The following is a 25932-nucleotide window of genomic DNA, read 5'->3' on the forward strand; positions in this document are numbered from 1 at the left end:
AGCTAACATGGCAAGATCGCTCACACTATACACAGGAATGCTGCTCTGCGGCATGATGATCGTAACAACCGGCGTGGAATTGCACGCGCGTGCGCTTCTCTCCGAGCCCGGGCAGGATATGCTTGCTGCGGTGGTGCGTTTATGGAAGCTTGCTCCGAAGAAGTACGCGCCGCTTGTCTCTGAGAAATCCTGGGATACGGGCTCGCGGTACACCGTTTCGAAAAAGGGTGTGAAAAAGAACACATTGAATTATGATATACCCGAGTTCGACAAAGAAGATGCGCGAGTGTCGCGAATCGCCGGTCAGCAGCCCGACTATGTCGTTTCCGCGACAAAGGAGTTTTCTTCCGATGCCGCGTGCCTGACCTATTATAACGCGTTACTCGATCGTTTCAGCGAGCTGTTGCAACCGGATGGTGCTATTCGGTCCGATCACCGCGACCACGTTTTCTTCAAACAGAAAAGCGCATCGTGGGAGCGCAAATTGTATGTGAAGCATTATGTGAAGCAGAAAGCGGGTCGCAAGCCCCGCGTTGTGGTGTCGGTACGTGTGAGCTTTACGGAATGATCTTCGGGCTGTCCGCACGGTAGTTGCCGGCGTGCGCGGTGGCATGGCATTTTTTTGGGAGAGCATTCCGCACGTCCGGCACACCCTCCGCACCGAGCATGGAGAGCGCTACGAGTGCACGCGAACTTCGAAGGAATTCGAACGCCGGTGAGGCTTCGCTGTGTCCTTCCCACGTCCTTACGGGAGTCAGGCTACGCAGCGGATACATGCTGTATCCTCTCAGGTCCGACATCAATCAGTACGCCGACGGCCTGGGGCACGTCCTCGCGCGAATGGAGGAGACCGCCGGCAACGCTGTGACTCTTCACCGGGAGACTCTTGCCGGCTGCACATGTTTCGCTCCGAGCATCAGCCCTCGATTCCTTCGACACGGCGCGTTGACTCATAAATAATCTTACCGAAGGGTTTCATCATAGCATTCGTTGCCTCAAAATTGGACCTTACCCAATTGGAGGCACACTATGACCCTTGGCAGTCGGAAAGAATACATGGAAATAATGCGAGAACGCCACCAAGTATCAAGCAGAGCCGATCGCACCGTTCTTCTCAATGTAGTCTGTCGCACCTGTTCGTATTCGCGCAAATGCGCCATATCGCAGCTCTCGCCTTCATGATCGCCGCATCCGAAAGAAAGCCCGTCATCGCCATGTGCACGAGGACGCCCGCGACGGTCCGCCCGTCTGGTGAATATGTCGGAGATCGCCGCGCCATTTCAGCTCAGTCGACCGCCATACGCGAGTACACGACACTGCTGTCGCGGATTTTTCCGCTCGATGAATTGCCGCCCTGCACAGCGATAAAATGAATCGCCTCGTCAAGACACCGAAGCTGCATCAGAGTGATACAGGCCTGCGTTGTGCACTCCTCGGTTTGAATGCAGGGGATCTGTTTCCGGGAATACGTTAACGAGGTGCTACCCCATCGGAGAGCATTACGCAAATCCTGATCACGCGCTGTTCCGGGAGGGGTACAGCATCGGTGCTATCCGAACATCGCGGAAGCTACAAAGGGAGACCGAAACGATAGATGACGGAGCGGTATGTTGAACGATATGACCGGGATCTCACATTATTCCGGGTGCGAACCCGACCGCGGTGCTTCTGAGTTCCCGGGATCGCATGCGCGGCACGGTATTTTTTCAGGATGGAACTTGCGTTGCCGCGTCTCCTGTTATATCGCACAGACAGTAAAGCCCTTACACGATACGAGCTTTGGAGTGAGCGCAACGATGGTCAGAAATGAGACAGTGAACGGATATTTTCGATGCGGAGGTGTGCAGTGAGAAGTGTATTCCATGAGTTCGTCGCGAGGGATTTGCAGGGCCGAGAGCTTCGTATGGCGGAATTCGCCGGCAAGATTGTGCTTGTGGTGAACACCGCCAGTGCCTGCGGATTCACTCCGCAATATGAAGGTCTCGAGCGCCTGTACCGAAAATACCGCGACCATGGCCTCGTCATTCTCGGTTTCCCCTGCAACCAGTTCGGCGGTCAGGAACCGGGGGACGAACGCAGCATCGCCGCGACGTGCCTGTTGAATTACGGCGTGAGTTTTCCGATGTTCGAGAAAACAATGGTGAATGGAAAACAAGCGCATCCGATGTTCCAATATTTGCAAAATGCGCTGCCGGGAGTTGCCGGAGGACGCATCAAGTGGAATTTCACGAAGTTCCTTCTTGACGTCCACGGAAACCCTGTGCGCCGTTTTGCCCCGGTGACGCCACCAGACCGCATTGAACCGGCCATCGTGAAACTGATCGAGGACAATAGGGTACGGTCGTACGACATAGCCTGCTGATCCGCCGGGGCGCAGATCTACAGATCACATCGGACGACGAAGCTCCTCCCGTACCTCTGCCACACAGCTCACGCGACACTTCTTCTTTTCTCCTGCCTGCCGTAGCGATGCATGCCCTGCCGCGCGCTCCGCAATCCCGGGGGCGATAATGGGAGATATGGGAGAATAAAAGGTCATACGCTGTTAGTACGTGCAAGTACACCGCATGCACGGGCAGGGAAAAATCGAACGGTGCGGGAACTCCCAGGAAGCAGACAGGGTTTTACTAACGCAACGCAGCGATCATATACAAGACATTAAGCGATACTCATAGCAAGATCTCCGTTACCATCTTATAACCAAGGAAAGGTCCCTATGCGATACATACATTCCCTCGTAGCAGCAGTGCTTCTTTTCACTGCATCCCCGCTGATTGCGCAGCAGGCACGCCTGCAGGTCATTCACAATGCCGCCGACCCCGCGGCGTCGGTTGTCGACATCTATGTCAATGGGGCACTGTTCCTTGACAACTTCGCATTTCGCGCCGCGACGCCGTTTGTGAACGTGCCGGCCGGTGTACCCTTGTCCATAGGTATCGCGCCGGGCAGCAGCAGCAGCGTGCTCGACGCCATCGCAACTTTCACTCCGACCTTCGATGCGAACAAAACCTATGTTGCCGTCGCGAACGGTGTGCTTTCACCACCTTCCTTCGCGGCCAATCCTGACAGCCGCAGTACGGCGTTCACCCTGTTCGTGACGGACATGGGTCGCGAGACCGGCAGCAGTCCCACAAATGTCGATATCAACGTTCTGCATGGCGCGACCGACGCTCCCACGGTGGATGTGATGGTACGCGGTAACGGAGTGCTTGTCAACAATGCGGCGTACGGTGACATGACCGGCTACCTATCCGTGCCCGCAGCGAATTACACGCTCGATGTCACTCCCGGCAATGACAACAACACCATCGTGGCCTATTACCAGGCCGATCTCTCCACGCTGGGCGGTGGTGCCGCGGTGGTGTTCGCGTCCGGCTTCCTGACGCCCTCCACGAATCAGAACGGCGCTGCCTTCGGTCTCTATGCCGCTTTGCCCAATGGCACGGTGATCGCTCTCCCGCAAGCAGCCGCACCGACTGCGCGCTTGCAGGTCATTCATAACGCGGCCGATCCTGCCGCGTCGCTTGTCGACATTTACGTTAATGGATCCTTATTTCTGGATAATTTCGCCTTCCGTGCAGCGACGCCGTTCGTGACCGTACCGGCGGGTGTGCAGCTTTCCATCGGAGTGGCTCCCGGCAACAGCACCGGCCCGGGCGACATTATCGCGAGTATTCCTGTGACGCTCGGTGCCGCGAAAACCTATGTCGCCGTTGCGAACGGTGTACTTGCGCCGCCTTCCTTCGCTTTCAATCCCGACAGCCGCAGCACAGCGTTCACACTCTTCGTCACCGACATGGGCCGCGAAGCCGGCAATAGTCTCTCAAGCGTCGACCTCAACGTACTGCACGGTTCGACCGATGCACCGACGGTAGACGTCATTGCCCGTGGTGTCGGGACAATCGTGAACAACGCCGCGTATGGTGATTTCACCGGTTACCTGTCCGTGCCCGCCGGTCGCTACGTGCTCGATATCACGCCGGGTTCGAATAGCAGCGTTATTGTGGCGTCCTACGTCGCCGATGTTTCTTCGCTTGGCGGCGGCGCGGCCGTTGTGTTTGCCAGCGGTTTCCTTGCTCCGGCCTCCAATCAGAATGGTCCGCGTTTCGGTCTTTTCGCCGCACTTGCCAACGGCACGGTCATCCAACTTCCCGTCAATGCTCCGCTGGATATTCTTCCTGGCGGCTGCCCGAACCCCTTCAACCTGCGCGCGCGCGGAGCCCTGCCCGTAGCCCTGGCCGGAAGTTCGTGGTTCAACGTCACGAGCGTGGATGCATCCACGGTGCGTCTCAACGGCGTCGCTCCGAACGGAAATCCGTCGCCGGGTAATGTGACCGCTCCGTTTCCGGGCGTCCCTGCAAACTGTGGCGACTGCTATTCCGGCTCTGCGGACGGCATGACCGACTGGACGTTTCTTTTCGATCGTCAGAGCATCCGTTCGACGCTCGGCATGGTGAGCAATAATGCCTGCGTCGTTGTTACCGTGACGGGACAGCTCAACGACGGTACGCCGTTCGTTGGTACGGATGTGCTGCGCATCCTCGGCGCCGGCAATCCGAAAGCGGATGGTGGCATGAGCGAACTCGATGTCAGCCTCGCGCAGAACGCGCCGAACCCGGTTGTGTCCGGCACGACGTTCCAATACTCGTTGCCTGAGGAATCCTATGTGACGCTGGAGATTTTCAATGCTCTCGGTCAGCGGGTTGCGTCGGTGTTCAATGGCGTGCGTGCTGCCGGTTCGTACAGTGCGAGCTGGAATGGCATTGGAGATAACGGTGTGTCACTTCAGCCCGGCAGTTACATCTACCGCCTGAAGGCCGGCGAGCAGGTTCTCTCGCGTATGCTCGTTATCACCCGTTGATCATTGCGCTCTCCCCGAATGCATTTCTCACCCTCGACGCGCTCGATCACGATGGCGGCTCCCCGACGGGAGCCGCCGTTTTATCTGTGGACAATTTGAGCAGTCGCGCGTCAGGATGCAGGAGGTCAAACGGCATTCCCCGTTGAGCAGGTCCGGAGGTGAAGCGTCCGTTAAACAAGGATGCGTCGGTCCTGTACCACTATGCTCAACCACATACTGAGGAGGAACAACGGGGTGCCAGATTCTCAGCCGGAGGTTGCTTCTCCCGTTTCCCTCCACCACAGGCTCTGTCCGGAAACACGTGATATGGCGGAAAGAGTAGTTTTGCCAGCCTGAACACAACGAGATATGTTCCTGCGTCAGGCAGCTGAACACCTGATCGATACACACACGGCTTTCATAAGAATCGCCTCGCTGCTGTTCGATTATGTCATTCGTGGATAACATTCGCGTCAGGTGGAGGTGATCGTCGTAGATATGGACGGGACAAGGAGTCGAGGAGACACGATGTGTAGATCAGGCAGCAAATGGATCGGGCGCCGACATGAGCACAGACACGTGAGATACCCGTGCACCGCCGTTCCATCGCATATAGATTTCATCCGTTGCCGATTTCGTGCCGATTTCGCTTCCTTTGTCTCACACATGAGAATCCCGTTCTTTACTTTGATTCGCCCAATCCCGCAAGCAGGTTTGGGCAGACCCCGCGCGAATGTGGCGAAATTGGCATATACGCCAGATTTGGGAAATAGCCCATATTATGCTTTTATAGAGTAATTACAGGCGCGAATGTCACAATCCGGCTCGGGCTTCAGTGTGAGTCCCTGAGAACTTGACTACGAAGGCGCAGGTTAGTCGAGACAATTTCGACCTGGAACGGAAAACGGACAGTGGTTATTTCATCAAGGTCAGTTTTCTGGTCAGCACAGTATTGTTCACCATCAACCGGCAGAAATACAGACCATTGGGCAGACCGGTCGCATTCCAGCGTGTCACATGAGTGCCGGGATCCAGACTGGAACGAACGAGGGTTGCGACTTTTTCCCCGACAATGTTATGGATGGTGAGCGAGACGAACGCCCGCACAGGGATGTGAAATTGAACGGCGGTTTGCGTGTGAACGGGATTCGGATAGGTCTGCAGAAGAGAAGGATCGGAAGAAGTTGCCGTAGCGTCTGCTTCCACAGCGGTTATGTCCGAGAGCGGACGCCGCCATACACCAGATGAACGGGTGCCTGCGAATAGATACGGCCCTGCGATCGCAAGTGACTCGACCGCCTCAGCTGCCAACCCTTCGGAAATACTATTCCATGTTTCTCCGAGGTCATGAGATACGAATACTCCTTTTCGCTGTGTTGCGGCAAAGACCTGCACACGCCCGTCAAGTTCACGGATCAGTACTGCATACACGTCTTTATCGGTCAAACCCACGTTACTGCTGCGCCAGGTGGTTCCGCCATCGGTCGTGACCCCGACTCCACCACGTCCTGTGCCCGCGAAGATGTATGAACGACCCTGAATATTGGTAACAGCCAAGGAAAGGACAGGGTAATTACCGGGAGGTGAGGCTTTAGTCCAGCTTTCCCCATCGTCGATGGACCAGAGAAAGTCGAAGGCACCGCCGGCGTACAGCGTGTCTCCGATGTAGGCGAAAGCGTTCGTATGGCGGACCGGTGCCGAAGCTCCGAGGTCTCGCCAGTTGTCTCCGTAGTTTGGTGAAACGAATGCCACCTCCCCATAGAGGCCGGCAAACAGATATTCACCCAGCTTGTCATTTCTTGGTTTTAATAGCATGGTCAGCACGGGCCGATGCCCCATTCCGGCACTTGTATTCTGCCATGACAGACCGCTGTCTTCGGAACGGAAGACACCCCGGTCCGCCGATCCTGCAAACAGCAGCAGTGGATGGGGTGGCGTCGCGATTACGGATGAATACAAAGCCAGTGCATCCTTCGTTGTATAGCCAAAGTTGGAGTGATGCCATGTATCGCCGTAATCCGTTGTGCGGCTGACACCGATATCGATCGACGCCGTCAGGAGCAACTCTGGAACACCATCCTGCGCGGGGAGCACCGTCATCGCTCTAGTATTGGACCAGACATTATACATCCCCGAAGAGGATTCCGTCCAACTGCTCCCGTTGTCGGTGCTGGCGTAGCAACCGACGGCTGTCACAGCGAACACGCGTTGTTTGCTGCTGACGATATGTGTGACGTCGGGATTTTGTATCCCGTTGCTCGCGAGATGCCAGGAAGCGCCATCATCAACTGATCGAAATACGCCCTCGGACGAATTCAACATCAACGTATCTCGGCCAGTGCGTGAGGAGCGGATGACAGATCGAAGAATATTCAGTGTCGAACCGACATTCACGGGGGACCAGGTAAAACCGAGATCGGTAGAAACATGCAGCACACCGATATCGCCGACATACACACGAGCATTGCCAACAGCCGCCGGATCTGGGATGAGCGTGATGCTTGGATACCGTGATGTGCACTGCAATCCATCCAGTCTGGTCCATGCATCCCCCTCGTTGGTGGAATGATAAATCCCTTCTGTCGTTCCTGCGAAAACATATCGACTCGTATCCGGTGCTGTTGCGATCGTGGAGAGATGCAAATCCTCCAATCCCTCATTCACGGCCTCCCAATGCACCCCGTTGTCCGATGATCGGTACACCCCCTTCTCATGCGTGCCGAGGTAGATGTACCCGTTGTCGTAATGACTGAATGCGGTGGCGTAGACTGTTCCGTATTCCAGGCTTCCCGCCATTTCCTGCCAGTCATCACCACCGTTCGTACTCCGCCAAAAGTTGGTGGACATCCAGGCGAATACCATTACTCCGTTCGCGCACACATGTCGGACCATGTGATTCGGGTAACCGGGATGGGAAAGATCCCAATGCACACCGTAGTCTTTTGACGAGTATATCTGAATGGCGTTGCCAATGAGAACGGTGGTCCCCGCTTCTTCTGATTCGACAACCGCCATCGTGGTGATCGAGCCACCTCCGGGCCCCGAAGTCTGTTGCCACTGTGCAACGAGAGCTGTCGGTAACAGAACAGTCATCAACACCTGAATGAACAGCCAACGGCGGAAACTCATGATAGTACCCCCCAAGAGGTGAAATAACACGACTTGTCCGGAAGAATATCCTCACCGAGAAGATACCGTGGATACGCGGTAATAGCAATCCAACAGCTGTCAGACGATTCAACATAAGATAGTTCTACATCGGCTGATCGTATGCGATGCGGTCCTTGTTAGCGATGCGGTCCTTGTTAGCGATGCGGTCCTTGTTAGCGATGCGGTCATATTTGTCCCCACCAGAAAATCCCGTATTTTACCTTAATTTGCCCAATCCTGCATTCGGGATTGGCCATGCCCTGCGAATGTGGCGAAATTGGCATACGCGCCAGACTTGGGAAATAACCCGCTTTTATGCTATTATTGAATATTTTCAAGCACTTGCACTGGATTCCGTCTCGGGAATCGGCGTGATTCACAATGAACTTGACGAAAGGGGAGCAGGTTGGTCAACATGCGATTGTTGAATTCATGTGCCGTGACATTTATTCGCCCGCATCCATCTGTGCCGCACACGCGATGGAAACGTACCTTCGATTGATCGAGTCACGCATTCGGAAACATCATGATACGTGTTCGGCTCCGTGGAGGCGTGTATGATCAGCTTTTCCAGGACACGTTGGGCTCTATGCAAGGGCGTAGCCCCAGTCGCTGCTGCAGGACCATTCACGACAGCAGGTAGCGTGTAACCCACGCAGCATTTGCGCTGTCATTCCATTCTTTGTGCTTCCACGGAGTTTATCGAGCCATGTCGTATCTGGAAAAATTCACTGGGGATTGGAATTCTGCCCAAGCCAGGCATTTGCTGCGCAGAACGACGTTCGGTCCGTTGCAGGCGGATGTGGTAAGCGCCGTGCAACTTGGACTCGACGGTACACTCGATGCGCTTTTCGCGGCAGTTAATAACCCTGATCCGCCAGTAAAGTATCTCCCGGACGGATCGGGATCGAATGCGCTCAATGATCCCGGCGCGAAGCAGGGCGAAACCTGGATTCATGCCGATCCTTTCCCCAGTGTCAATCCACCCATGCTGCGCAATCGCGTCATCCGCGCGCGCAGCAAGTCTCTCTATGCCTGGACCATCCTGCAGATGCACTATTCGGATATGTCTATTCGTGAGAAGCTCACGCTCTTCTGGCACAATCATTTTGTGACAACATCCATTGTACCACATCGCGAGTACATCTATCACATGCTGCTGCGTTCACATTCGCTGGGGAATTTCCGACAGCTTACCAAGGATATCACGATCGATACCAGTATGCTGCAGTACCTGAGTGGTGCGGAGAATACGAGTGCGGCACCGAATGAGAATTACTCACGCGAATTGCTGGAGCTTTTCACGGTTGGAAAGGGACCACTCATCGGACCGGGTGACTATTCGAACTATACCGAGCGAGATGTCATCGAGATGGCGAAAGTACTCACGGGCTGGAGCGTGTCACATGTTTCGGATCCCGCTACGCTCACTGCATCGTTCGACAGCCGGCGGCATTCAACCGGCGTCAAACAGCTCTCGAAGCATTTCGGGGGTGCTGTCATCGGTGAGAACGGTGAGGATGAATACGAGGACCTTGTCGATGTGATTTTTCAGCAGGAGGTTTGCTCGCGGTTCATCATGCGAAAGCTATACCGCTGGTTCGTTCATTCGAATATCACACCCGAGGTTGAACAACAGGTCATCGAACCGCTTGCACTGCAGATGCGTACCGACGATTACGACATTGCTCCGGCTTTGAAAACGCTTTTCGCATCTGACCATTTTTTTCGATCGACGGCATGCATGATCAAGAGTCCGATTGACCTTCTGTTCTCCGCATCGCGGGCGTTGGGAGCAAAACCACCAAAGTCCGGGGTGCAGGAGGAATATGAATATGCCTTTAATCTGTATGCTATGGCCGCTGAACTGGAGCAGGCGATGTTCAATCATCCCGATGTCGCCGGTTGGAAAGCCTATTATCAGGAGCCAGGCCTGGACCGGAACTGGTTGAACAATCTGCTGCTTCCAAAGCGCCACGAGCTTTGCAGGGCCATCGTCGAAGGTGGGACGATTACAATCGACGGTGACAATTACAGAATTGCTCCGATGGTACCCGTGCTCGACCTGGCAGCGGGAGTCCCGAATGCCGGCGATATCAGTGCCCTTGTGATGGGGCTGGCGGAACGGATGTTCAATTATTCGATCTCGAGCGGGCAGCTGACCGCACTGAAGAACATCGTGCTGCAGGGGTTACCTGATTACGAATGGACGGTCGAGTACGGTGAGTATGTTGCGGATCCGGGTAATGATGCGCTCCGCGTTCCAGTGGAAAACAATCTCCGCAGACTGCTTTCCGTAATGATGGGCATGTCAGAATTTCAGGTGATGTGATCATGAAGAACAAATTTTCTATCTCCCGCAGGGATTTCCTTCGTCTGACCACCATCGCCTCTGTACCGTTGGTTCTTGGTCGCTTTCCATTGTCCGCTCATGCCGCGCCACTCATTTCGAGAGGACTGGCGGAGAGTGACAGGGTGCTCGTGCTTGTGCAGCTTCAGGGGGGCAACGACGGACTCAACACCCTCATCGACCTGAACCAGTATGACGCTTTGCAGAGTGTACGCGGAAACCTGCTCATACCGGAGCCAAGTGTGCTCAATCTCAATCATGATAGCTTTGGATTTCATCCGTCAATGGCCGGAATGAAGGAGATGTGGGAACGTGGCACTCTCGGCGTGATTCAAAACGTCGGGTACCCCGATCAAAACCGCTCGCATTTCCGCTCCACCGATATCTGGAACAGCGGTTCTCCTGCGGATGAATATCTTGAGACTGGTTGGATGGGTCGATATTACGACCTGGATTTTGCCGGCTATCCGACCGGCTATCCCACACTCCAGTACCCGCATCCATTTGCGCTTACTATTGGAAAAAGCGTCTCGGAGACCTGCCAGGGTGTGACGGCCAACTACTCGCTGGCAATGGAGGATCCATTCAAGCCGGGCACGGCGCTGGTTGGTGCGCTAGGCGATATCCCCGCGGACTGTTACGGTGATGTGTTAACATATGTCAACAGCACCGTCACGCAGACCAACGCCTATGCGGAGGCTATCCGGAAGGCTGCGGAGGCGGGGAACAATCTCTCCACGAAGTACGAGGAGGCCGGTAATACTCCCCTCGGGACTGCGCTCAAGCATGTGGCACGGTTGATTTCGGGGGGGCTGAAAACACGACTCTATATTGTTCAGCTCGGGGGATTCGACACGCACGACAACCAGGTGGTCAGCGGCGCGCCAGAGACCGGGAAGCATGCCGAGCTGCTCAAGGAACTCTCGGATGCAATCGCTGCCTTCCAGGACGATGTCGAGCTGTTAGGCATCAGTGGGCGAGTCATGGGATTGACATACTCTGAGTTCGGTCGTCGCATACGCTCCAATGCCGGACTCGGCAGTGACCATGGTACCGCGGCTCCGCATTTCCTTTTCGGCTCCTGCGCAAAAAAACAAATTCTCGGCGACGCGCCGGTGATCGACAGGCAGGTAGGCATTGAAGACGGCGTGCCGATGCAATATGATTTCCGGAATATGTTCGGAACACTTCTGCATCACTGGCTTGGTGCGAGCGTGGCAGAAGTCTCGAGCCTGTTGTTGTCGGGCTACGCCGCATTGCCAATCATTCGCGAGAGCTGCATCAGCTCTGTCGATGTAGAGCAGCAAAAAGAGGCAATTCTCGGCGATTTCCACATCTACCCGAATCCCGCTCACGATCAATTATTTATCGACGTGACAGGGACCGGACGGCACGTAACCCTGCGTATGTTCGATGGGCTCGGTGCCGTCGTACAGGAGATTGCGTCCCGGACATTCATGCCCGGTGAATACTCTGTCAGACTCAATCTCAACAGTCTTCCCACAGGAACGTATTGGGTACACTATGAATCCATGAGTCGCAGCATGATCAGAAGATTCACGAAGCTACGTTGACGATTTATAGTCCCCGCTTCTGAAGATTAGCCGTGAGACAGGGTCCGTGCACTTCTGATAGGCAAAACGCGGAATCAATCGCAGCGTCGGTCCATACTGCCATCCGCACGACCACCGCAATCGCCACACACAATCATTTCGATTAGCCGCTGCAAGTCGGTTTCATTCGACTGTTATTTCTGGTTACTGGTAGCCGACGTGACTTCCTTCTTTGGCTTGATGGTGGTGGACCTCGAGGTTCTTTGTCTGCACCCGAAAATCCCGTATTTTACTTTGATTCGCCCAATCCTGCATTCGGGATTGGCCATGCCCTGCGAATGTGGCGAAATTGGCATACGCGCCAGACTTAGGAAAGTGCAGAAATGAACTAATTTCTATTTGAATTGCGGTTTTCTGTTTGAATGGTACCAAAGTGGTACCATTTTTCGAACCCCCTTGGTACCACCTCAATTCGTTTTTCTGGCGCCAATTGGGGGCTGAGGGAGAGGAGAACTCTCCGATCGAGCGTGGAGTTGCAGGCGACCGAAATGGGGTGAGGCAATCACTCAGGACGCTGGCATCGCAGGTGCGCATCGGGCTGACGAGCTGAGACCGTGACTTCTCTTGAGGCCAGGCATGGCGGTGATTCGTGTCACCAGGTCCGTTCGTTCTGTAAGGTGATACGGTCGTGGGTAGGATCGAGGTAGATCATCTCCACGATGGACTCAAGATGGAGGAATTACCGACATTTCTATCGAGCTCCTACGCTGAAATTTCTGCTGAAGTGCAACACCGTCGATCCTTCCCACGCAGAATAATTCGTATCCTCGAATCGTATCGATAGTTTTACAGCAACGAATCGGAATGTCTCAGAACCGGTGAGGTGCTTCCATGAAACGATCGACAGTGGTGCACCATTTTTCAAAGATGGTGAAGCTACGTCCGTTGCAAATGTTGTCGCTCGCTGCGTGGCGAGGTCACATGATTGCTTTGTGAGAGGTGTTTTATACTGATCCTTATGCCATGCCGACCAACCTAGACTGATTAGCGTAGATGCTCTCGGTCACACTGTGTTGCCCTGCTGTTCATGACGTATATGAAGGCGCTTCAAAATGGCAGAGACGAAACAATTCGCGTTTTGTGCGCTTCAATCCTATAATCATTGGGCAGCTTTTCACGTCGTTGCTATCGCGTGACTAAATTAGTTCAATTCGAGATCACTGATGAAACTTCCAGAAACACGCGTTGGTGAACGTCTCAGAGTAAATAGAAAACTGATTCCCTACAGTTTCTGGCCGACGAAAGTTAGTAGAAAGGGAAATACAAGACATCAAACGCTCTTGTTTTCTTTTGACCCTTGGGTGATCATTGGTCGAGCAATCAAGACATCATGTCTAACTACTGCCAGACGTGAGGATGTAGCCTGTGTTGCCCAGGCACATGACTTCTACGAGAGTGCAATTGATGCACATGGAATCGCTGCGTGGCCGTTGGCCCCCTACTACTACTTTATGAATCTTGTCAAGGCGTTCTGCTTGACACGAGTCACAAAATCAACTTTTGACAAGACGCAGCACGGACTGGCGTAGAGGCTTCGCGCTCCTTCAGACCGCGAACTAACGGATGTCTTTCTGAGAGTATATCCTAGTCCAGACGCAAGCAATACTCCGCAGAATATCGCTGAGTTTATATATGCACTCACGGGTGTCAGCATACCAGCGCAAACGGATTACGATGTTCCGATTTTGTTTCCGCAGATATTGCCGGGGAATCGACTGTGGTCATAGGCAGCAAATACGGTATTCAAGCTTACTACCTGCAACCTGGTAGAACGTAATGCGGTGAGAATTACAACCGTCGCGACTTGATCTTTGAGAATATGTGCAGTGAGGGGAATTGGCAGCAAATGAGGAAAAAGCTGAGGACCATTCTACGGCAATTCGGCCTTCGTCTGCTCACAGGTGATGAAATACAGATGAATGAGTTATCAATATGCGAGGTGAACTGAGAAGCAAACGAGTTGCGAGGAAAGCGAACTCAGACGTTCCAAAACATGGATGTACGATCATCGTAAAAAAAATCATCCCGGTCGTCAAGCGCGAACATGAAAGAGAAGCAACGGAAAGATCAATCTACAGAAGGTAGATGACATATGAGTTTCACAAAAGTCGTTGTGGCTATTCAAGGAAATCAAGACGGGGTTGGCAATCTACTCCTAGATATATTTACGACTGAATATCAAGTCAGTGCCGCGGAGGAGGGAGGCCATCTGTCGAATATGATGGAGGAAGAGTGTGAGATGACGCATGAAAACCTGATTATAGCCAGAAACAGTCATATAGGGTGTTGAAGCCAAGATTCAGTGATGGAATGTGCTGTCGTGCCAGAATACGATATCGCGAGACGGAAGCCGTCGTCTTGGATGTGTTCTCACCTCGAGACCGCCATATCAATTACGACCTTCTTGAGCTTTCAGCGAAATATGAAGACTCGCTTATCGACTATTGGGAGTCTGACAACGAAGGAGTCACACTATACGGCCAGATTCTTGCTGGCACTGAACTGTATCGAATCGAGGCCTTCTATTCCAACGAGAAGAAGCAAGAAGCGCTCGGGAAATCCATCCGCGCACGCGTAGCTCCTCAGATGACACAGGTAATTGAGGCGCGTACGAATCCAAAGAGGGATCTCGCCGAGGAGTTCCAGGATGCGGAAGTCCCAATTGCACTCTGAACTGAAGCCGCGCCGTGCATCGTAGGCGTTCCAGCTCTGAATGGCGTTCCTTTAATCTAAATGGGTATGACCCAACTTCTTGCTTCACGCTGGATCGGAGCACCTATGAGATCCTTTGACGAATCGCGGATTCCGTAATCGAATGAGCGAGATTGTGAGGGTGTCTCTAGACTCAATCGATCTTCGTAAGAACTCTAGGTGCTCAACGGCCCGCTAGATGTATTCAGTGAGGTCTCGATCTTGCGCCGATAATGCGACGGAAGCGTAGAACATCATCTGAAGATTATCGAGGGCGTCAACTGCGGCAGCAAGATGGATCAGCTCCTTCTCGCCGGCGATCCTGCTGATTGTGAGTGCATTTCCTGTGGTGTTCATGTTACCACCATATGCGGTTGAAGGCACCTCTGTAACTATCTCCGTGGCGGATCATCGTGTCAAGTGACAGAATATGGAGCCGGTGCCATATTTGGAGCGCACGAAACTCAACTGAGCCCTTCTAATGTACAAAGCCTTCTACGTGTGATGAGTATAGATACAATTCTGGCACGATTAGGATGGACGCGCATGTGTTCACAATTCTGCCGAGGTTATGGTCATTCGGAAATGTGGATGTCGCATCCTGCTTGGGTGAAGGGTGAGGTGAACCTCATGAGGTGCGGGATGACCTGACTTGCACGCAAACCCAACATTGACTGTGAGGAGGACAAAAATACTGTTTGCGGAAAGGATATTGCTGTATCCGAGCCGTGCATCAGCGCTAGAAACCAGACACGTTGAAGTCCTCTCTGTTCAAGAAGAAGCCGTGAAGGATGCACAGCTATTATCATCCGCGTAGCAAGCGAAGTCCATTGAGGATGACGATGAATTCACTCGCTTCATGCGCGACCACTGCGATCGGCAGGGTCGCCCCGAAGAAAGAGGCTGTGATCAACGCTGTAATCACTGCCATTGAGAGCACCAGATTCTGACGAACAACACGGCGGGCCTTTCTTGCCAGCAGAAGAGACTGAGAAATCTTCGACAGATCATCAGCCAGAAGCGCAACATCCGCGGTTTCCAAAGCGACATCGCTGCCAGCCGCCCCCATAGCTATGCCGACGGTCGCACTCGCCAGCGCTGGCGCGTCATTCACACCATCACCGATCATAGCAGTGGCGCCGTAGGTCCTTTGCAGGTTAGCAATCACCGCCATTTTACCTTCAGGGGACAGATTAGCATGGAATTCTCGAATCCCAGTCACATGAGCAATAGCACTGGCAGCATCAAAATGATCTCCAGTAAGCAGAGCAGTATGCGTGATGCCGCAGCGATTGAGGTTCTTGATTGTCTCAGCGGCATTCGGTCGAACTTCGTCTCCAATGAGAATCGCTCCCAGCAGGGCAGCCCTCGTGGCAATGTAGACTACTGAATCCTCCTCATGACCCGGTTGCGACACAGAACTAGATATCGCATCAATGCTCGTTTCACATGATGCAGCCACCCATTCCTTCTTTCCGATGAACACTTCCAAATCACGGTATCGCGCGAAAATCCCGTTCCCGGTGATTGACGTCGCATCTCGCACAGTCCCTGGAATGATCCCACGGAGTTGCCCTTCATTGACAATTGCCTCTGCGAGCGGATGTTTTGAAAAACGCTCGACCGAGGCAGCAATTTCTATCAAGAGATCTTCAGAGGTGCCGTCAACGGAAATGACGCGGGTGACTTTCGGTTTGCCGACTGTGAGAGTGCCGGTTTTGTCGAAAGCGAGTGCACGCACTCCCGCAAGCTGTTCGAGAACGTTCCCGCCCTTCAATAATATTCCCATCCGCGCCCCAGTACCAATCGCCGCCACCATCGTGATTGGAATCGAAATGATCAAAGCGCAGGGTGAGGCTGAAACGATAAACACCATTGCTCTTGCGGTCCATTCACTCCAGTCCCCAGTTAACAGTCCCGGAATGGCAGCGAGAAGTAATCCGGCGAGGAGAACACCCGGACTATACCAACGCCCGAATCGGCGAATCATCAGTTCTGAATTCGCCTTTTTTTCCTGAGCATCCTCGACCAGCTTGATGATTCTACTCAGGGTATTGTCGCTTGTCGTACGAGTCGCCTTGATCGAAAGCATGCCCTCGACATTGTTCGTGCCTGCAAAAACAGGATCACCGATAGTTTTTAATACAGGCCGAGACTCTCCAGTGAGTGTGGCTTCATTCACATGCGAGGTTCCATCAACTATCACACCGTCGGTCGGAATCGATTGGCCGGATCGTAGTAGAAAAACATCACCAACTGCCAATTGCTCGACAGGGATGTCAACCTCGACAGAATCCCGTAGCACGGTTGCCATGCCTGGCGCCAGGTTCATCAATGCACGAACGGCATTTCGTGTTTTGTCGACTGTGTAACCCTCAAGAGCCTCCGAAATTGAGTACAGGAACACCAAAATCAATGCTTGAACATGCTGTCCCAGCAAAAATGCCCCGATGGCGGCCACCATCATAAGCATCTCTATCCCGACAATTCTCTCACGGACAAAGTCGGTGATTGCCTGGCGAAAGAAATACCAACCACCGAGCAGCATGCCACTGCCGTAAAGAACCGTAGAGAGCAGTGATGGGGGCAGTACAATCGACTCAAGGAGGTAGGTAACACCCAAAAGCACACCTGAACCGGCCGAGACAATCACCTTGTTGTTTCGCCACACGGGAGGGGACACAGGCGCCGCTCCCTCATGCAGAATCGGAAAGCCCAGCTCTGATAGTGTTTCCTTGATCGATTCAAGTTCGGGGGCGCCAGTGCCCAGGATGAACGAGACCTTGGCCGTTTGTGGATACACCAATAGTTCAGAGAGTCCGGGAAATGCAGAGAGCCTCTTCTCAATGGTACGCGCCTCATTCTCGCAGTCGAGATTGGCAACGCGCCATGTGATCCTATCGCTCAATTTCGTTGTCATTCGCTACCTCATCCGCATGTCATTTCGCCCGCATTCCTTTTCGCGGACAGGAGTGCGTATGCGCCCTTGATGACAAGTTTCGCTTGTTGGAGATCGACCTCTTCAAGCGGAGATATCTCAATCATACCTTCGCGGGAGGCGCCTGCACGGATTTTGATGAACCGGTATTCTGTGAACGGTTTTCCATTCTCACTTTTCTGCCGTTCGAATACCAGTACGTACGAAACGTCGTTGAAAGAGACGACGCTTTCCTTTGGTACGACGTAGGCCTGGCGGTCACCGCGCTCGATTCGCGCATTCACATACATGCCGGGGAGGAGGTTTGGACATGGGGGGCGCACCGTAGCATAGACCAAATAGGTTCGGGATGCGGTGATTGAACTGCCGACCTGATACACAGTAGCGGAGTGTTCATGCTTCTCGTTGTTGACAGTGAAATGCACAGACGACCCAGACGCGATTGTACGCGCGTCATTTTCGAACAGGGTGAGCTCAAGGATGAGCTGCTCCGAACCGACAATCGTGAAGAGTACGTCGGTCGGCGAGACGTACTTACCGAGGTTGACGTTCACGCCCGAAACGTGGCCGCTGATAGGTGATCGAACGGGCAACACGGCCGTGATGTTGTCTTCATTCAGCGTTGCCGGATTGATCCCGAGCACGGCGAGTTTCTGCTCGAGCCCTCGCAGTTGTGCTTTCAGCGATTGATATTCCGAAGCTGTCTGCTGTACACTTTTCTGTGAGTAGACGTCCTCCTTGAATAACTCCTGATGCCGCTTAAATTCGCCTTCGGCATATCCGAGGCGGTGCCTGACATCCAGATAGTTCTGCTGAAGGTCGACAAACTCAGTGTTCACTATGGTTGCAAGCACCTGGCCCTTGCGCACGGACGTACCGGGCAGTAGCGATGTCGACTTGATGAAGCCGCCGAAGGGCATGCTCACAGACGCGGTACCCTGAGGTGTCGACCGTACGGTTCCTGTGACCCGCAGAGCGTCGCCAATGGTACGCTTTTCAGCTGTACCATACGAGATGCCTGCAAGTGCGATCTGATCCTGCGAAAGTTCAACGATGTTCTCAGCGAGTTCTTCATGCTCCTCCACATCAGTAGTAACAGGATGTTCGGAGAGTCCAGAGGTGGGAGCCGAAGTCTTCATTTCTGCCGGATTGTTGTGCGCATTGTCTGACCCGCTCCGTTCGCCGCAACCTGACGCGACGAGAACTACGGTCATGCAGGCGAAAAATGTCTTCGCGGATTCCATTAATCGATTCATTACTCTATTCCTTCAAGATATTCTAGGGTGATGACTGACATAAGATGATCAAGCGACGCTCGCAAGGCACTACGACGGATCTCGTTTACACGGGTGATGGACTGTACGTACTCGAGATAGTCCATCGCACCGGAACTGTACCCCTTCACGGCCTGTTGCTCGATCTGCTGTGCCTCGGGAAGCGCCTGCTCTTCGTAGTACATCCGGCTATTCCGGTATTTCGTGACGTCATCGCGCAGATTCCTGATTTGGACGTCAAGCGAGCGTAAGCGGTACTCCGAGCGCGCGCGTGCGGCCTCGGCCCGGATGCCGGCGGCCTCCACTTTCGCGACTTGGGGGAGGAACCAAATCGGAACAGCGACGCCTATTCGCACGCCCGTGAAGCGCTGGCCGGAGGGATAGAGGCGTCCACTGTTCGGATCCGCCACTCCGTTCATCGTCTGTGTGGTCAGCCCAAGACTGATGTCGGGAAGCATGCGGTGCAGCTCTACTGTGGCCTCCTTCTCCGCTATCTCGCTATCTAAAATAGGGAGTAGGCGATGGGGACTACCGGTCGCTCCGTCCTTGATGGAAGAAACTTCCGTGGCTGCGGGCAGCGTGGTATCGAGGGGCCGGACTGCTTGCTCGACGTTAAGAAGCACTTGCAGAGTGCGTCCCGCAGTCGCTTGGTCGATCTCTATTTCGCGAAGTTGGTTCCGCACTTCCATTTGATGCGATCGTGCCGTCATCGCCTCGAGCTTTGTCGTTTCACCGACCTTCGCGCGAAGTTCAGCTGCATGCAGGAAGCCGCTGTAGAGGCTGTCCTGAGATGACAGCAGTTGGCGCATCGCGCTCTGATACACGATTTGCCAGTACAACCGCTTGACCTGTGTTGCGATTTCAAGCCGTGTGCCCGATCGCAGCACACCTGCGCGATCAGCAACCGCCCCCGCCAGGCGGCGCTGCGAAAGATACAGTGTTGGGAAGGAGAAGGTCTGTGCGAGGGTCAAGGCGTTGTCGTTCATTGGCGAGTTTAGTTGCCCATACTCGAAGTCGATGCTGGTCTTGCCCACATCCCACGCGGCACCGCGTGCGGCGTCCGCCGCCTCATACTCCCTCTCCGCGGCGGTCACTTCGAGGTTGGTGCGGATCGCACGCGAGATAGCTTGGTCCAGCGTGAGTCCGGTCGGAATCGCCTCTTGCGCCTGGGTGGGAGCAGCCGAGCACAGGAAGAGTGCAATAGCGGCGGTCACGGCGGTACGGTGCCCCCGGAGGCGGAACCATCCACGCCGGAACCACCCTCCACGCGTCACGAGTACATACAGAACAGGAAGCACAACCAGTGTCAGAATCGTCGAAGTCAGGATACCGCCTATGACCACGGTGGCAAGAGGGCGCTGTACCTCCGCACCCGCTGACGTCGAGATAGCCATCGGAAGGAAGCCGAGCGATGCTACAGCGGCGGTCATGACTACAGGGCGCAAGCGTGTTTTCAGGCCCCTCCGCACGCGTTCCTCGATATCTGTCACGCCGTCGCGCTCGAGCGCGTTGAATTCGGAGATGAGCACGATACCGTTGAGCACTGCGACGCCGAACAACGCGATGAATCCCACCCCCGCCGAGATCGAGAAGTGCATCGAGCGTACGAGGAGCGCTAACACACCGCCGACCGCTGCCAGCGGTACTGCCGAGAAGATGAGCAACGTCTGCTTCATCGAATGGAACGTGAAGTACAAAAGCAGCACGATCAGGAGCAGGGCTACGGGAACTGTTATGGCCAGCCGGTTTCGCGCAGCGGTCAGATTTTCGAACTCCCCGCCATAGGCGAGGTAATACCCGGCAGGAAGACGCAGCTTCGCACCGAGTACACGTTGTACATCTTCTACCACGGACTGGATGTCACGACCGCGGACATTGAAACCCACGGTCAGCCGGCGGGCCGCTTTCTCACGTGACACTTGCGCCGGTCCTGACTGAATGCCAATGCGCGCTACCTGCTCAAGTGGAATCTGCGTTCCATCGTGAAGTGTCAATGGCAACGAGGCGATGTCGTCGATATCGGTGCGGAAGTGAGGATCCAACCGGACAACCATATCGAAGCGCCGACCCTCCTCGAAGACGACACCAGTCTCCGTGCCGGCGAAACCTGCCCTCAGCACCCGGTTTGCCTCTTCGATCGGAATCCCGAACTGAGCGAGTCGTGCACGATCGTACTCGACCACGATCTGTGCAAGCCCTGTCACACGTTCGATGTTTCGATCCTCCACGCCGGGAATGCCGCCGATGAGCTCGTTGATTGCTTCCGCACGCTCAGCCAGTGTGTCGAGATTGTCACCAAACAGCTTCACCGCGACATCCTGCCGCGACCCCGTCATCAGCTCATTGAAGCGAAGCTGGATCGGTTGCTGGAATTCGAACTTCACACCCGGAATCACTGCGAGCTTCTCCTCCATTAATTCGACGAGTTCCTCGCGCGATTTCGCACTCGACCATTCACTCTTGTCCTTCAGCGTGATGATATAGTCGCCTGTCTCCATCGGTGTGGGATCGGTCGGGATCTCGCCCGGTCCGATCTTGCATATTAAGTGCTTCACCTCGGGGAAGTTCTTCCGCAGGATCTCATTGGCGGTGCGCACCACCTCAACCGTATGCGAGGGCGAACTTCCCTGCAGAGTGATCACCAGTGCGGCGAGGTCACCCTCCTCGAGTTCAGGAATGAACTCCCCGCCCAAGCGTCCGAATAACAGCGCGCCGACGAGCAGCAGTGCTAAAGCACAACCAACCACGATACGCTTTCTCCGGAGGGCAAATCCTATCACGGGCTCAAACGCCCGATGGAGCGCATCCATTATTTTATCGGAAACATTCTGCCGCCCTGAGTGACGCACGCGAAAGATGACAGCCGAGATCATTGGGACCCATGTCAGCGACAACAGGAAGGCTCCGAGAATCGCGAAACCAACCACCTGGGCCATGGGACGAAACATTTTACCCTCGATCCCAACGAGAGCAAGAATCGGGAGATACACAATAACGATGATGATTTCTCCAAACGCGGCAGCTTTGCGGATTCGACTTGATGCAGCGAACACCTCTTGATCGATGCGCTCCTGCCCTTGTGTGAAGATGTCAGGATGCTTTACGAATCGGTGTACAATGCTCTCGACGATGATCACGGCCCCGTCGACGATGAGGCCGAAATCGATCGCACCGAGACTCATCAGATTGCCAGTCACGCCGAATAGACGCATCATGATAATCGCAAACAGCATCGACAACGGTATGACCGACGCGACGATCAGACCAGCCCTAAGATTGCCGAGCAGCAGTACGAGCACCAGGATCACGATCAGCGCGCCTTCGATGAGGTTGCGCGATACTGTGCTGATAGCTCGTCCGACAAGGTCCGAACGGTCGAGAAATGGTGTAATGCGCACGTCTGCGGGCAACGATTTCTGGATAGCCTCCAACCGCTCTTTGACATTAGCGATCACGAGATTGGCGTTCTCTCCCTTGAGCATCATCACCACGCCGCCGACTGTTTCCGAGGTATCGGAGATGAGCGCCCCGTATCTCGTCGCGTGCCCGTACCGGACCGAGGCGACATCTCGGATTAACACAGGTAGATTGTTCACTCGAGCGATGGGAACATTTTCGATGTCTTCAAGCGTGCGCACGAGGCCAACACCGCGGATGAAGTAGGCCGACGGTTTGCGATCGATGTAGGCGCTGCCGGTATTCTGATTGTTCTTCTCGAGAGCATCGAAGATATCGGTCATTGAGATGCCCAGTGCCCGAAGCCTTTCAGGGTTCACTGCAACCTCGTACTGTTTGACGAAGCCACCATAACTGTTGACATCGGCGACACCTTTTGTGCCCAGCAACTGGCGACGGACGATCCAGTCCTGCATCGTGCGCAGATCCTCAAGCGAATACTTGCCGCGTTGCGCCGGATCTATCTCGAGGGTGTACTGAAAAATCTCGCCAAGTCCGGTGGAGACCGGAGCGAGTTCGATTTCCGCGAGTCCGGTGGGGATGTGTGCTTCGGCTTCACGCAGCCGCTCGCCGATCTGCTGGCGTGCCCAGTAGATGTCTGCTCCTTCCTCGAAAACGACCGTTACGACCGAGAGTCCGAGTCGTGAGATCGACCGCAGCTCAATCACGCGCGGGATATTCGTGACGGAAAATTCGATAGGCGCCGTTATGAAATTTTCCACTTCCTGTACCGCGAGCGAGGGAGCGCGTGATATGATCTGGACCTGATTGTTGGTGATGTCGGGAACAGCGTCGATCGGAAGTCCGAGCATCGCGAAAATGCCACCCGTCAGGAGGGCAAGAGTGAACAGGCTCACCATGAGCTTGTTGCGTATTGAAAAACGAATGATACCTTCGATCATATGGAGGATCCTCCTGGTGCCATGCATGTGTTCCAGGCACGGGCTGTGAATGGAGACTGTTGCCGAATCAGCGCAGCGGCGAATCCGTACGGAAAGCGTTGAGCAGACGCTGGAACCGTACGGCACTGCTTCAGTGCAGCGTAACGTCCTGATCGGCGCGGAATTGCGCGTTCAGGCGCGACTTCAGATCAGAACAGGAGGATGAAAGATATCTGGGAGGGTGCCTGGGCAGGCGTTGAGACTAGCGTAGATGTGGGTTGGTGCAACGATAGCCGTACCACGCAATGCGAGGTATTCACCTGTCAGAAAGGGTATGTGACATGGACATGTGCATATGTCTGTGTGACGCTCACGAGTACGCTCGGGGTGTAATTCACCTGTACTCCCTGTCGTTTGATTGTACGTGGTTTCAGACCTTGTCTGGCCGGATATGCCGAATAGCATCTCGCTGCACGGGATGGTCATCGAACTTGAGAAAGAAATCAGTATGACAAGAAGGATTACCTTTGAGTACATGAAGCTAATCTATCACGAATCCACTTTCAATGCAAGTCACAACGACCAGCGATTTCGGCAGCCATGGGGAAACGCCGATCCCACAAGGAGTTGCGGCCCTGTTTGCGCGTTGTATTCACGCAAGTCGCTGTTGTCGAGGTGTCGGAGGCCGATGCCAGCATAGCATGTGGGAGGTTTTCGAGCGCAGCGAGAATTGCCTCCCTCCCATCAGATCGGGATCGGATGGCGGTGTGTCCGTCGGCAAGATACAGTTCAGGTGGGTCGTTGCGGACCGTTCCCCTTGTTATCCAGGCGCCCTGCCCCAATACCAGTGGCGTGGCTCCAGGGACGCCCACAAGGCATTCCACAACGTGATGCTCTCCATGATGGGATGCGTCCCGCGATGGAGATAGCGGATGCGGTAGAGTCGCTCGATGTTGATGGCCAGGAACGTCAGCAACCACTGCACCATCATGCTGTTTCCCTGATGATGTCGATTGACCGCGAAGTGGTACTGATTCTTGGTGACGTTGAAGCCTTCGTTCTCGATCTCCCAGCGTGCCTTTGCCGCCCGTACCAGATTGCGGCTGCCCATGGTGCGCTTGGCAATATTGGTCAGCCACATCGCTTCGATCACCGTCCCGTCGGGCTTGGTTTGCCGGTAGCGCAACACGCGCACCGATGTCCAATCGAGGGCGTCCCATGGAGGGAAGCGTTCATCCCAAAGTTCGAAGGTGTCCTCCCCCTCCTTGTAGCGATCACACGGAGGATCGAGGTGAAAGCGCTGTTCGGCCTGCTGGAGAATGGAGGGGAGATTCCCTTTCAATCGTGCGATGATCGGCATGTGCAGTGCCGTGGCCGCATGCAGGAACGGAGCGGTGGGAAAGCCCCCGTCCACCACCAGATAATCGGCGAAGCCGCGGCCGAGAAGATCGTTGGCCCGTCGCAGCAAGCGCTGCGCGGCTCCGTACTCGCTGTCGGCCGGACCGTAGGGCTCCATATCGAGCAAAAGCGGAAGACCGACCCCGGCAATGCTCAAAGCCGTCAGTTTATGGGTGTATCCGAGGACCGTGCCCGCGCTGTTGCGCACGGGCAGGCACCACGGACAGCAGCACTTGGTCAGTTTTCCGACTCCGGTTCCGTCGATCGCCAATCCGATGTGGGCAGTGTTCTCTAAGACCTTCATGCGTTTGATGCGCCGCGCCAGCCCATAGAGTGTCCGTCGCAGGGCATCGACGCTCAGGCGTTCGGTGAAGTAGTGCAGCGTATCATCGCCAAAGGTGTGTACGAGTCCGGTGCTCCGCTGCGAGGCATTCGTCAGGGTGCGCGCCGCACCCAGGGCGCTGCCGATGCGCAGAAGGGTGCTGGCCAGCAAGGCCCAGATCAGATCGCGCGCGGTGATCTCCATCGCCACGCGTCCATCCCCCGGGGAGTCGAGCCACGCGCCGAGCCCGAGAGACCGGCGCATGTAGTGCTTGATTCCACCGAGGGTGGCATGGGTCATTGTTGTTTGGGTTTGGCGCGACGGGGCCGTTGAGCGCGTTCGAGGGCGAGGAGTTCCGCGTTGGCGGTGAGCACCTCACGGAGGGCATCCTGGAGACGGCGTCCGGTGTCGACCCGACGCTGGATTTCCTCGACCCATTCGTTGGGGATGCGGATAACGCGTTTGACGCCGTCGGACATGAAGGTCAGGGACCAGGCGGGATGCCCCTGGTCGTGAGCGCAATGACAGTTGGGGTTGCCGCATCGCGTGTGGCTCATCGACAGGGATCCGGGCAACGCGGTATCCGGGATGTCGAGGATTTTGAGGGCGGAGTACTTTCGCTTCCGCCACGCGGCGGCGATGGGTCCGACAGGGCGCTGCTTCATATTGTTGTAAATATACTACAAGAATGATAAAAACGCAAGCATTTCCGCAATGTGCGAAAACAGAATGTCACTGAGTTCGACTAAATGTCGCACTCAGTGGCTTGCAAATAAAGACCCATCCGGGAATCGGATCAGATGCGTTCCGAAATCGCCGGATTCCTTTGTCTAGTCGTGAAAATCCCGTATTTTGCTTAGCTAGGATTGACCTGTTGCATCGAATGTTCAACAGGATCGTACGCCGCGAATGTGGCGAAATTGGCATACGCGCCAGACTTAGGATCTGGTGGGGCAACCCGTGGGGGTTCGAGTCCCCCCATTCGCACAACCGGAGTTTCACGTACACCCCCGAGGAGC

General features: G+C 54.8%; 14 protein-coding genes, 1 tRNA gene and 1 pseudogene. 8 read left to right on the forward strand and 8 right to left on the reverse strand.

The annotated features are described in order from the left end of the window. Nucleotides 1-7: 7 nt before the first annotated feature. A complete protein-coding gene (locus tag M5R41_18030) occupies nucleotides 8-568 on the forward strand; it encodes a hypothetical protein (protein ID MCZ7558300.1) in 561 nt (186 codons plus the stop codon). On the opposite strand, the gene M5R41_18035 is transcribed toward M5R41_18030, so the two are convergent. Continuing rightward, nucleotides 558-776: a hypothetical protein gene (locus M5R41_18035; protein MCZ7558301.1), complete on the reverse strand. Its 219-nt coding sequence runs from the start codon at nucleotides 774-776 to the stop codon at nucleotides 558-560. The two genes, M5R41_18030 and M5R41_18035, sit on opposite strands and share 11 nt — an antisense overlap. 460 nt (nucleotides 777-1236) lie before the next feature. Between M5R41_18035 and M5R41_18040 the strand changes: the two are divergent. The 3 genes and pseudogenes from M5R41_18040 (at nucleotide 1237) to M5R41_18050 (ending at nucleotide 4861) form a co-directional block, all read left to right on the forward strand. Continuing rightward, a pseudogene (locus M5R41_18040) lies at nucleotides 1237-1447 on the forward strand (DUF4143 domain-containing protein). Between the two features lie 399 nt (nucleotides 1448-1846). Further along, nucleotides 1847-2362 carry a glutathione peroxidase gene (locus tag M5R41_18045; GenBank protein MCZ7558302.1) on the forward strand — a complete coding sequence of 172 codons (516 nt, stop codon included), beginning with the start codon at nucleotides 1847-1849 and terminating at the stop codon, nucleotides 2360-2362. Nucleotides 2363-2716: 354 nt separating this feature from the next. Beyond that, nucleotides 2717-4861 (forward strand): DUF4397 domain-containing protein, encoded by a 2145-nt coding sequence (locus M5R41_18050; protein ID MCZ7558303.1) that lies wholly within the window; start codon nucleotides 2717-2719, stop codon nucleotides 4859-4861. Between the two features lie 894 nt (nucleotides 4862-5755). On the opposite strand, the gene M5R41_18055 is transcribed toward M5R41_18050, so the two are convergent. Beyond that, nucleotides 5756-7969 (reverse strand): T9SS type A sorting domain-containing protein, encoded by a 2214-nt coding sequence (locus M5R41_18055; protein ID MCZ7558304.1) that lies wholly within the window; start codon nucleotides 7967-7969, stop codon nucleotides 5756-5758. A gap of 730 nt (nucleotides 7970-8699) precedes the next feature. Between M5R41_18055 and M5R41_18060 the strand changes: the two genes are divergently transcribed. The 3 genes from M5R41_18060 (at nucleotide 8700) to M5R41_18070 (ending at nucleotide 14626) form a co-directional block, all read left to right on the forward strand. Next, nucleotides 8700-10322, forward strand: coding sequence for a DUF1800 domain-containing protein (locus M5R41_18060; GenBank protein ID MCZ7558305.1), 1623 nt, complete (start codon nucleotides 8700-8702; stop codon nucleotides 10320-10322). Nucleotides 10323-10324: 2 nt separating this feature from the next. Beyond that, nucleotides 10325-11914 (forward strand): DUF1501 domain-containing protein, encoded by a 1590-nt coding sequence (locus M5R41_18065; protein ID MCZ7558306.1) that lies wholly within the window; start codon nucleotides 10325-10327, stop codon nucleotides 11912-11914. A gap of 2397 nt (nucleotides 11915-14311) precedes the next feature. Next, nucleotides 14312-14626: a hypothetical protein gene (locus tag M5R41_18070; GenBank protein MCZ7558307.1), complete on the forward strand. Its 315-nt coding sequence runs from the start codon at nucleotides 14312-14314 to the stop codon at nucleotides 14624-14626. A gap of 213 nt (nucleotides 14627-14839) precedes the next feature. On the opposite strand, the gene M5R41_18075 is transcribed toward M5R41_18070, so the two are convergent. The 6 genes from M5R41_18075 to M5R41_18100 all read right to left on the reverse strand — a co-directional run bounded on the left by M5R41_18075 (nucleotide 14840) and on the right by M5R41_18100 (nucleotide 25578). Continuing rightward, on the reverse strand, nucleotides 14840-15001 hold the full coding sequence (locus M5R41_18075) for a hypothetical protein (GenBank protein MCZ7558308.1): 162 nt from the start codon (nucleotides 14999-15001) through the stop codon (nucleotides 14840-14842). Nucleotides 15002-15449: 448 nt separating this feature from the next. Beyond that, nucleotides 15450-17564: a cation-translocating P-type ATPase gene (locus M5R41_18080; GenBank protein MCZ7558309.1), complete on the reverse strand. Its 2115-nt coding sequence runs from the start codon at nucleotides 17562-17564 to the stop codon at nucleotides 15450-15452. Between the two features lie 8 nt (nucleotides 17565-17572). Beyond that, nucleotides 17573-18838 (reverse strand): efflux RND transporter periplasmic adaptor subunit, encoded by a 1266-nt coding sequence (locus tag M5R41_18085; protein ID MCZ7558310.1) that lies wholly within the window; start codon nucleotides 18836-18838, stop codon nucleotides 17573-17575. Next, complete coding sequence (locus M5R41_18090; protein MCZ7558311.1) at nucleotides 18838-23214, reverse strand: CusA/CzcA family heavy metal efflux RND transporter; 4377 nt, start codon at nucleotides 23212-23214, stop codon at nucleotides 18838-18840. Before M5R41_18090 ends, M5R41_18085 begins: the two co-directional genes overlap by 1 nt. Before the next feature lie 799 nt (nucleotides 23215-24013). Continuing rightward, a complete protein-coding gene (locus M5R41_18095) occupies nucleotides 24014-25213 on the reverse strand; it encodes a transposase (protein ID MCZ7558312.1) in 1200 nt (399 codons plus the stop codon). Continuing rightward, the gene (locus tag M5R41_18100; protein MCZ7558313.1) at nucleotides 25210-25578 is read right to left on the reverse strand and encodes a hypothetical protein; all 369 of its coding nucleotides are present in this window, start codon (nucleotides 25576-25578) and stop codon (nucleotides 25210-25212) included. Before M5R41_18100 ends, M5R41_18095 begins: the two co-directional genes overlap by 4 nt. A gap of 240 nt (nucleotides 25579-25818) precedes the next feature. Here M5R41_18100 and M5R41_18105 point away from each other — a divergent pair. Continuing rightward, a tRNA-Leu gene (locus M5R41_18105) sits at nucleotides 25819-25900 on the forward strand. Nucleotides 25901-25932: the final 32 nt, after the last annotated feature.

The organism is Bacteroidia bacterium (genome assembly GCA_027493955.1).
GTDB lineage: Bacteria > Bacteroidota > Ignavibacteria > SZUA-365 > SZUA-365 > JAOSJT01.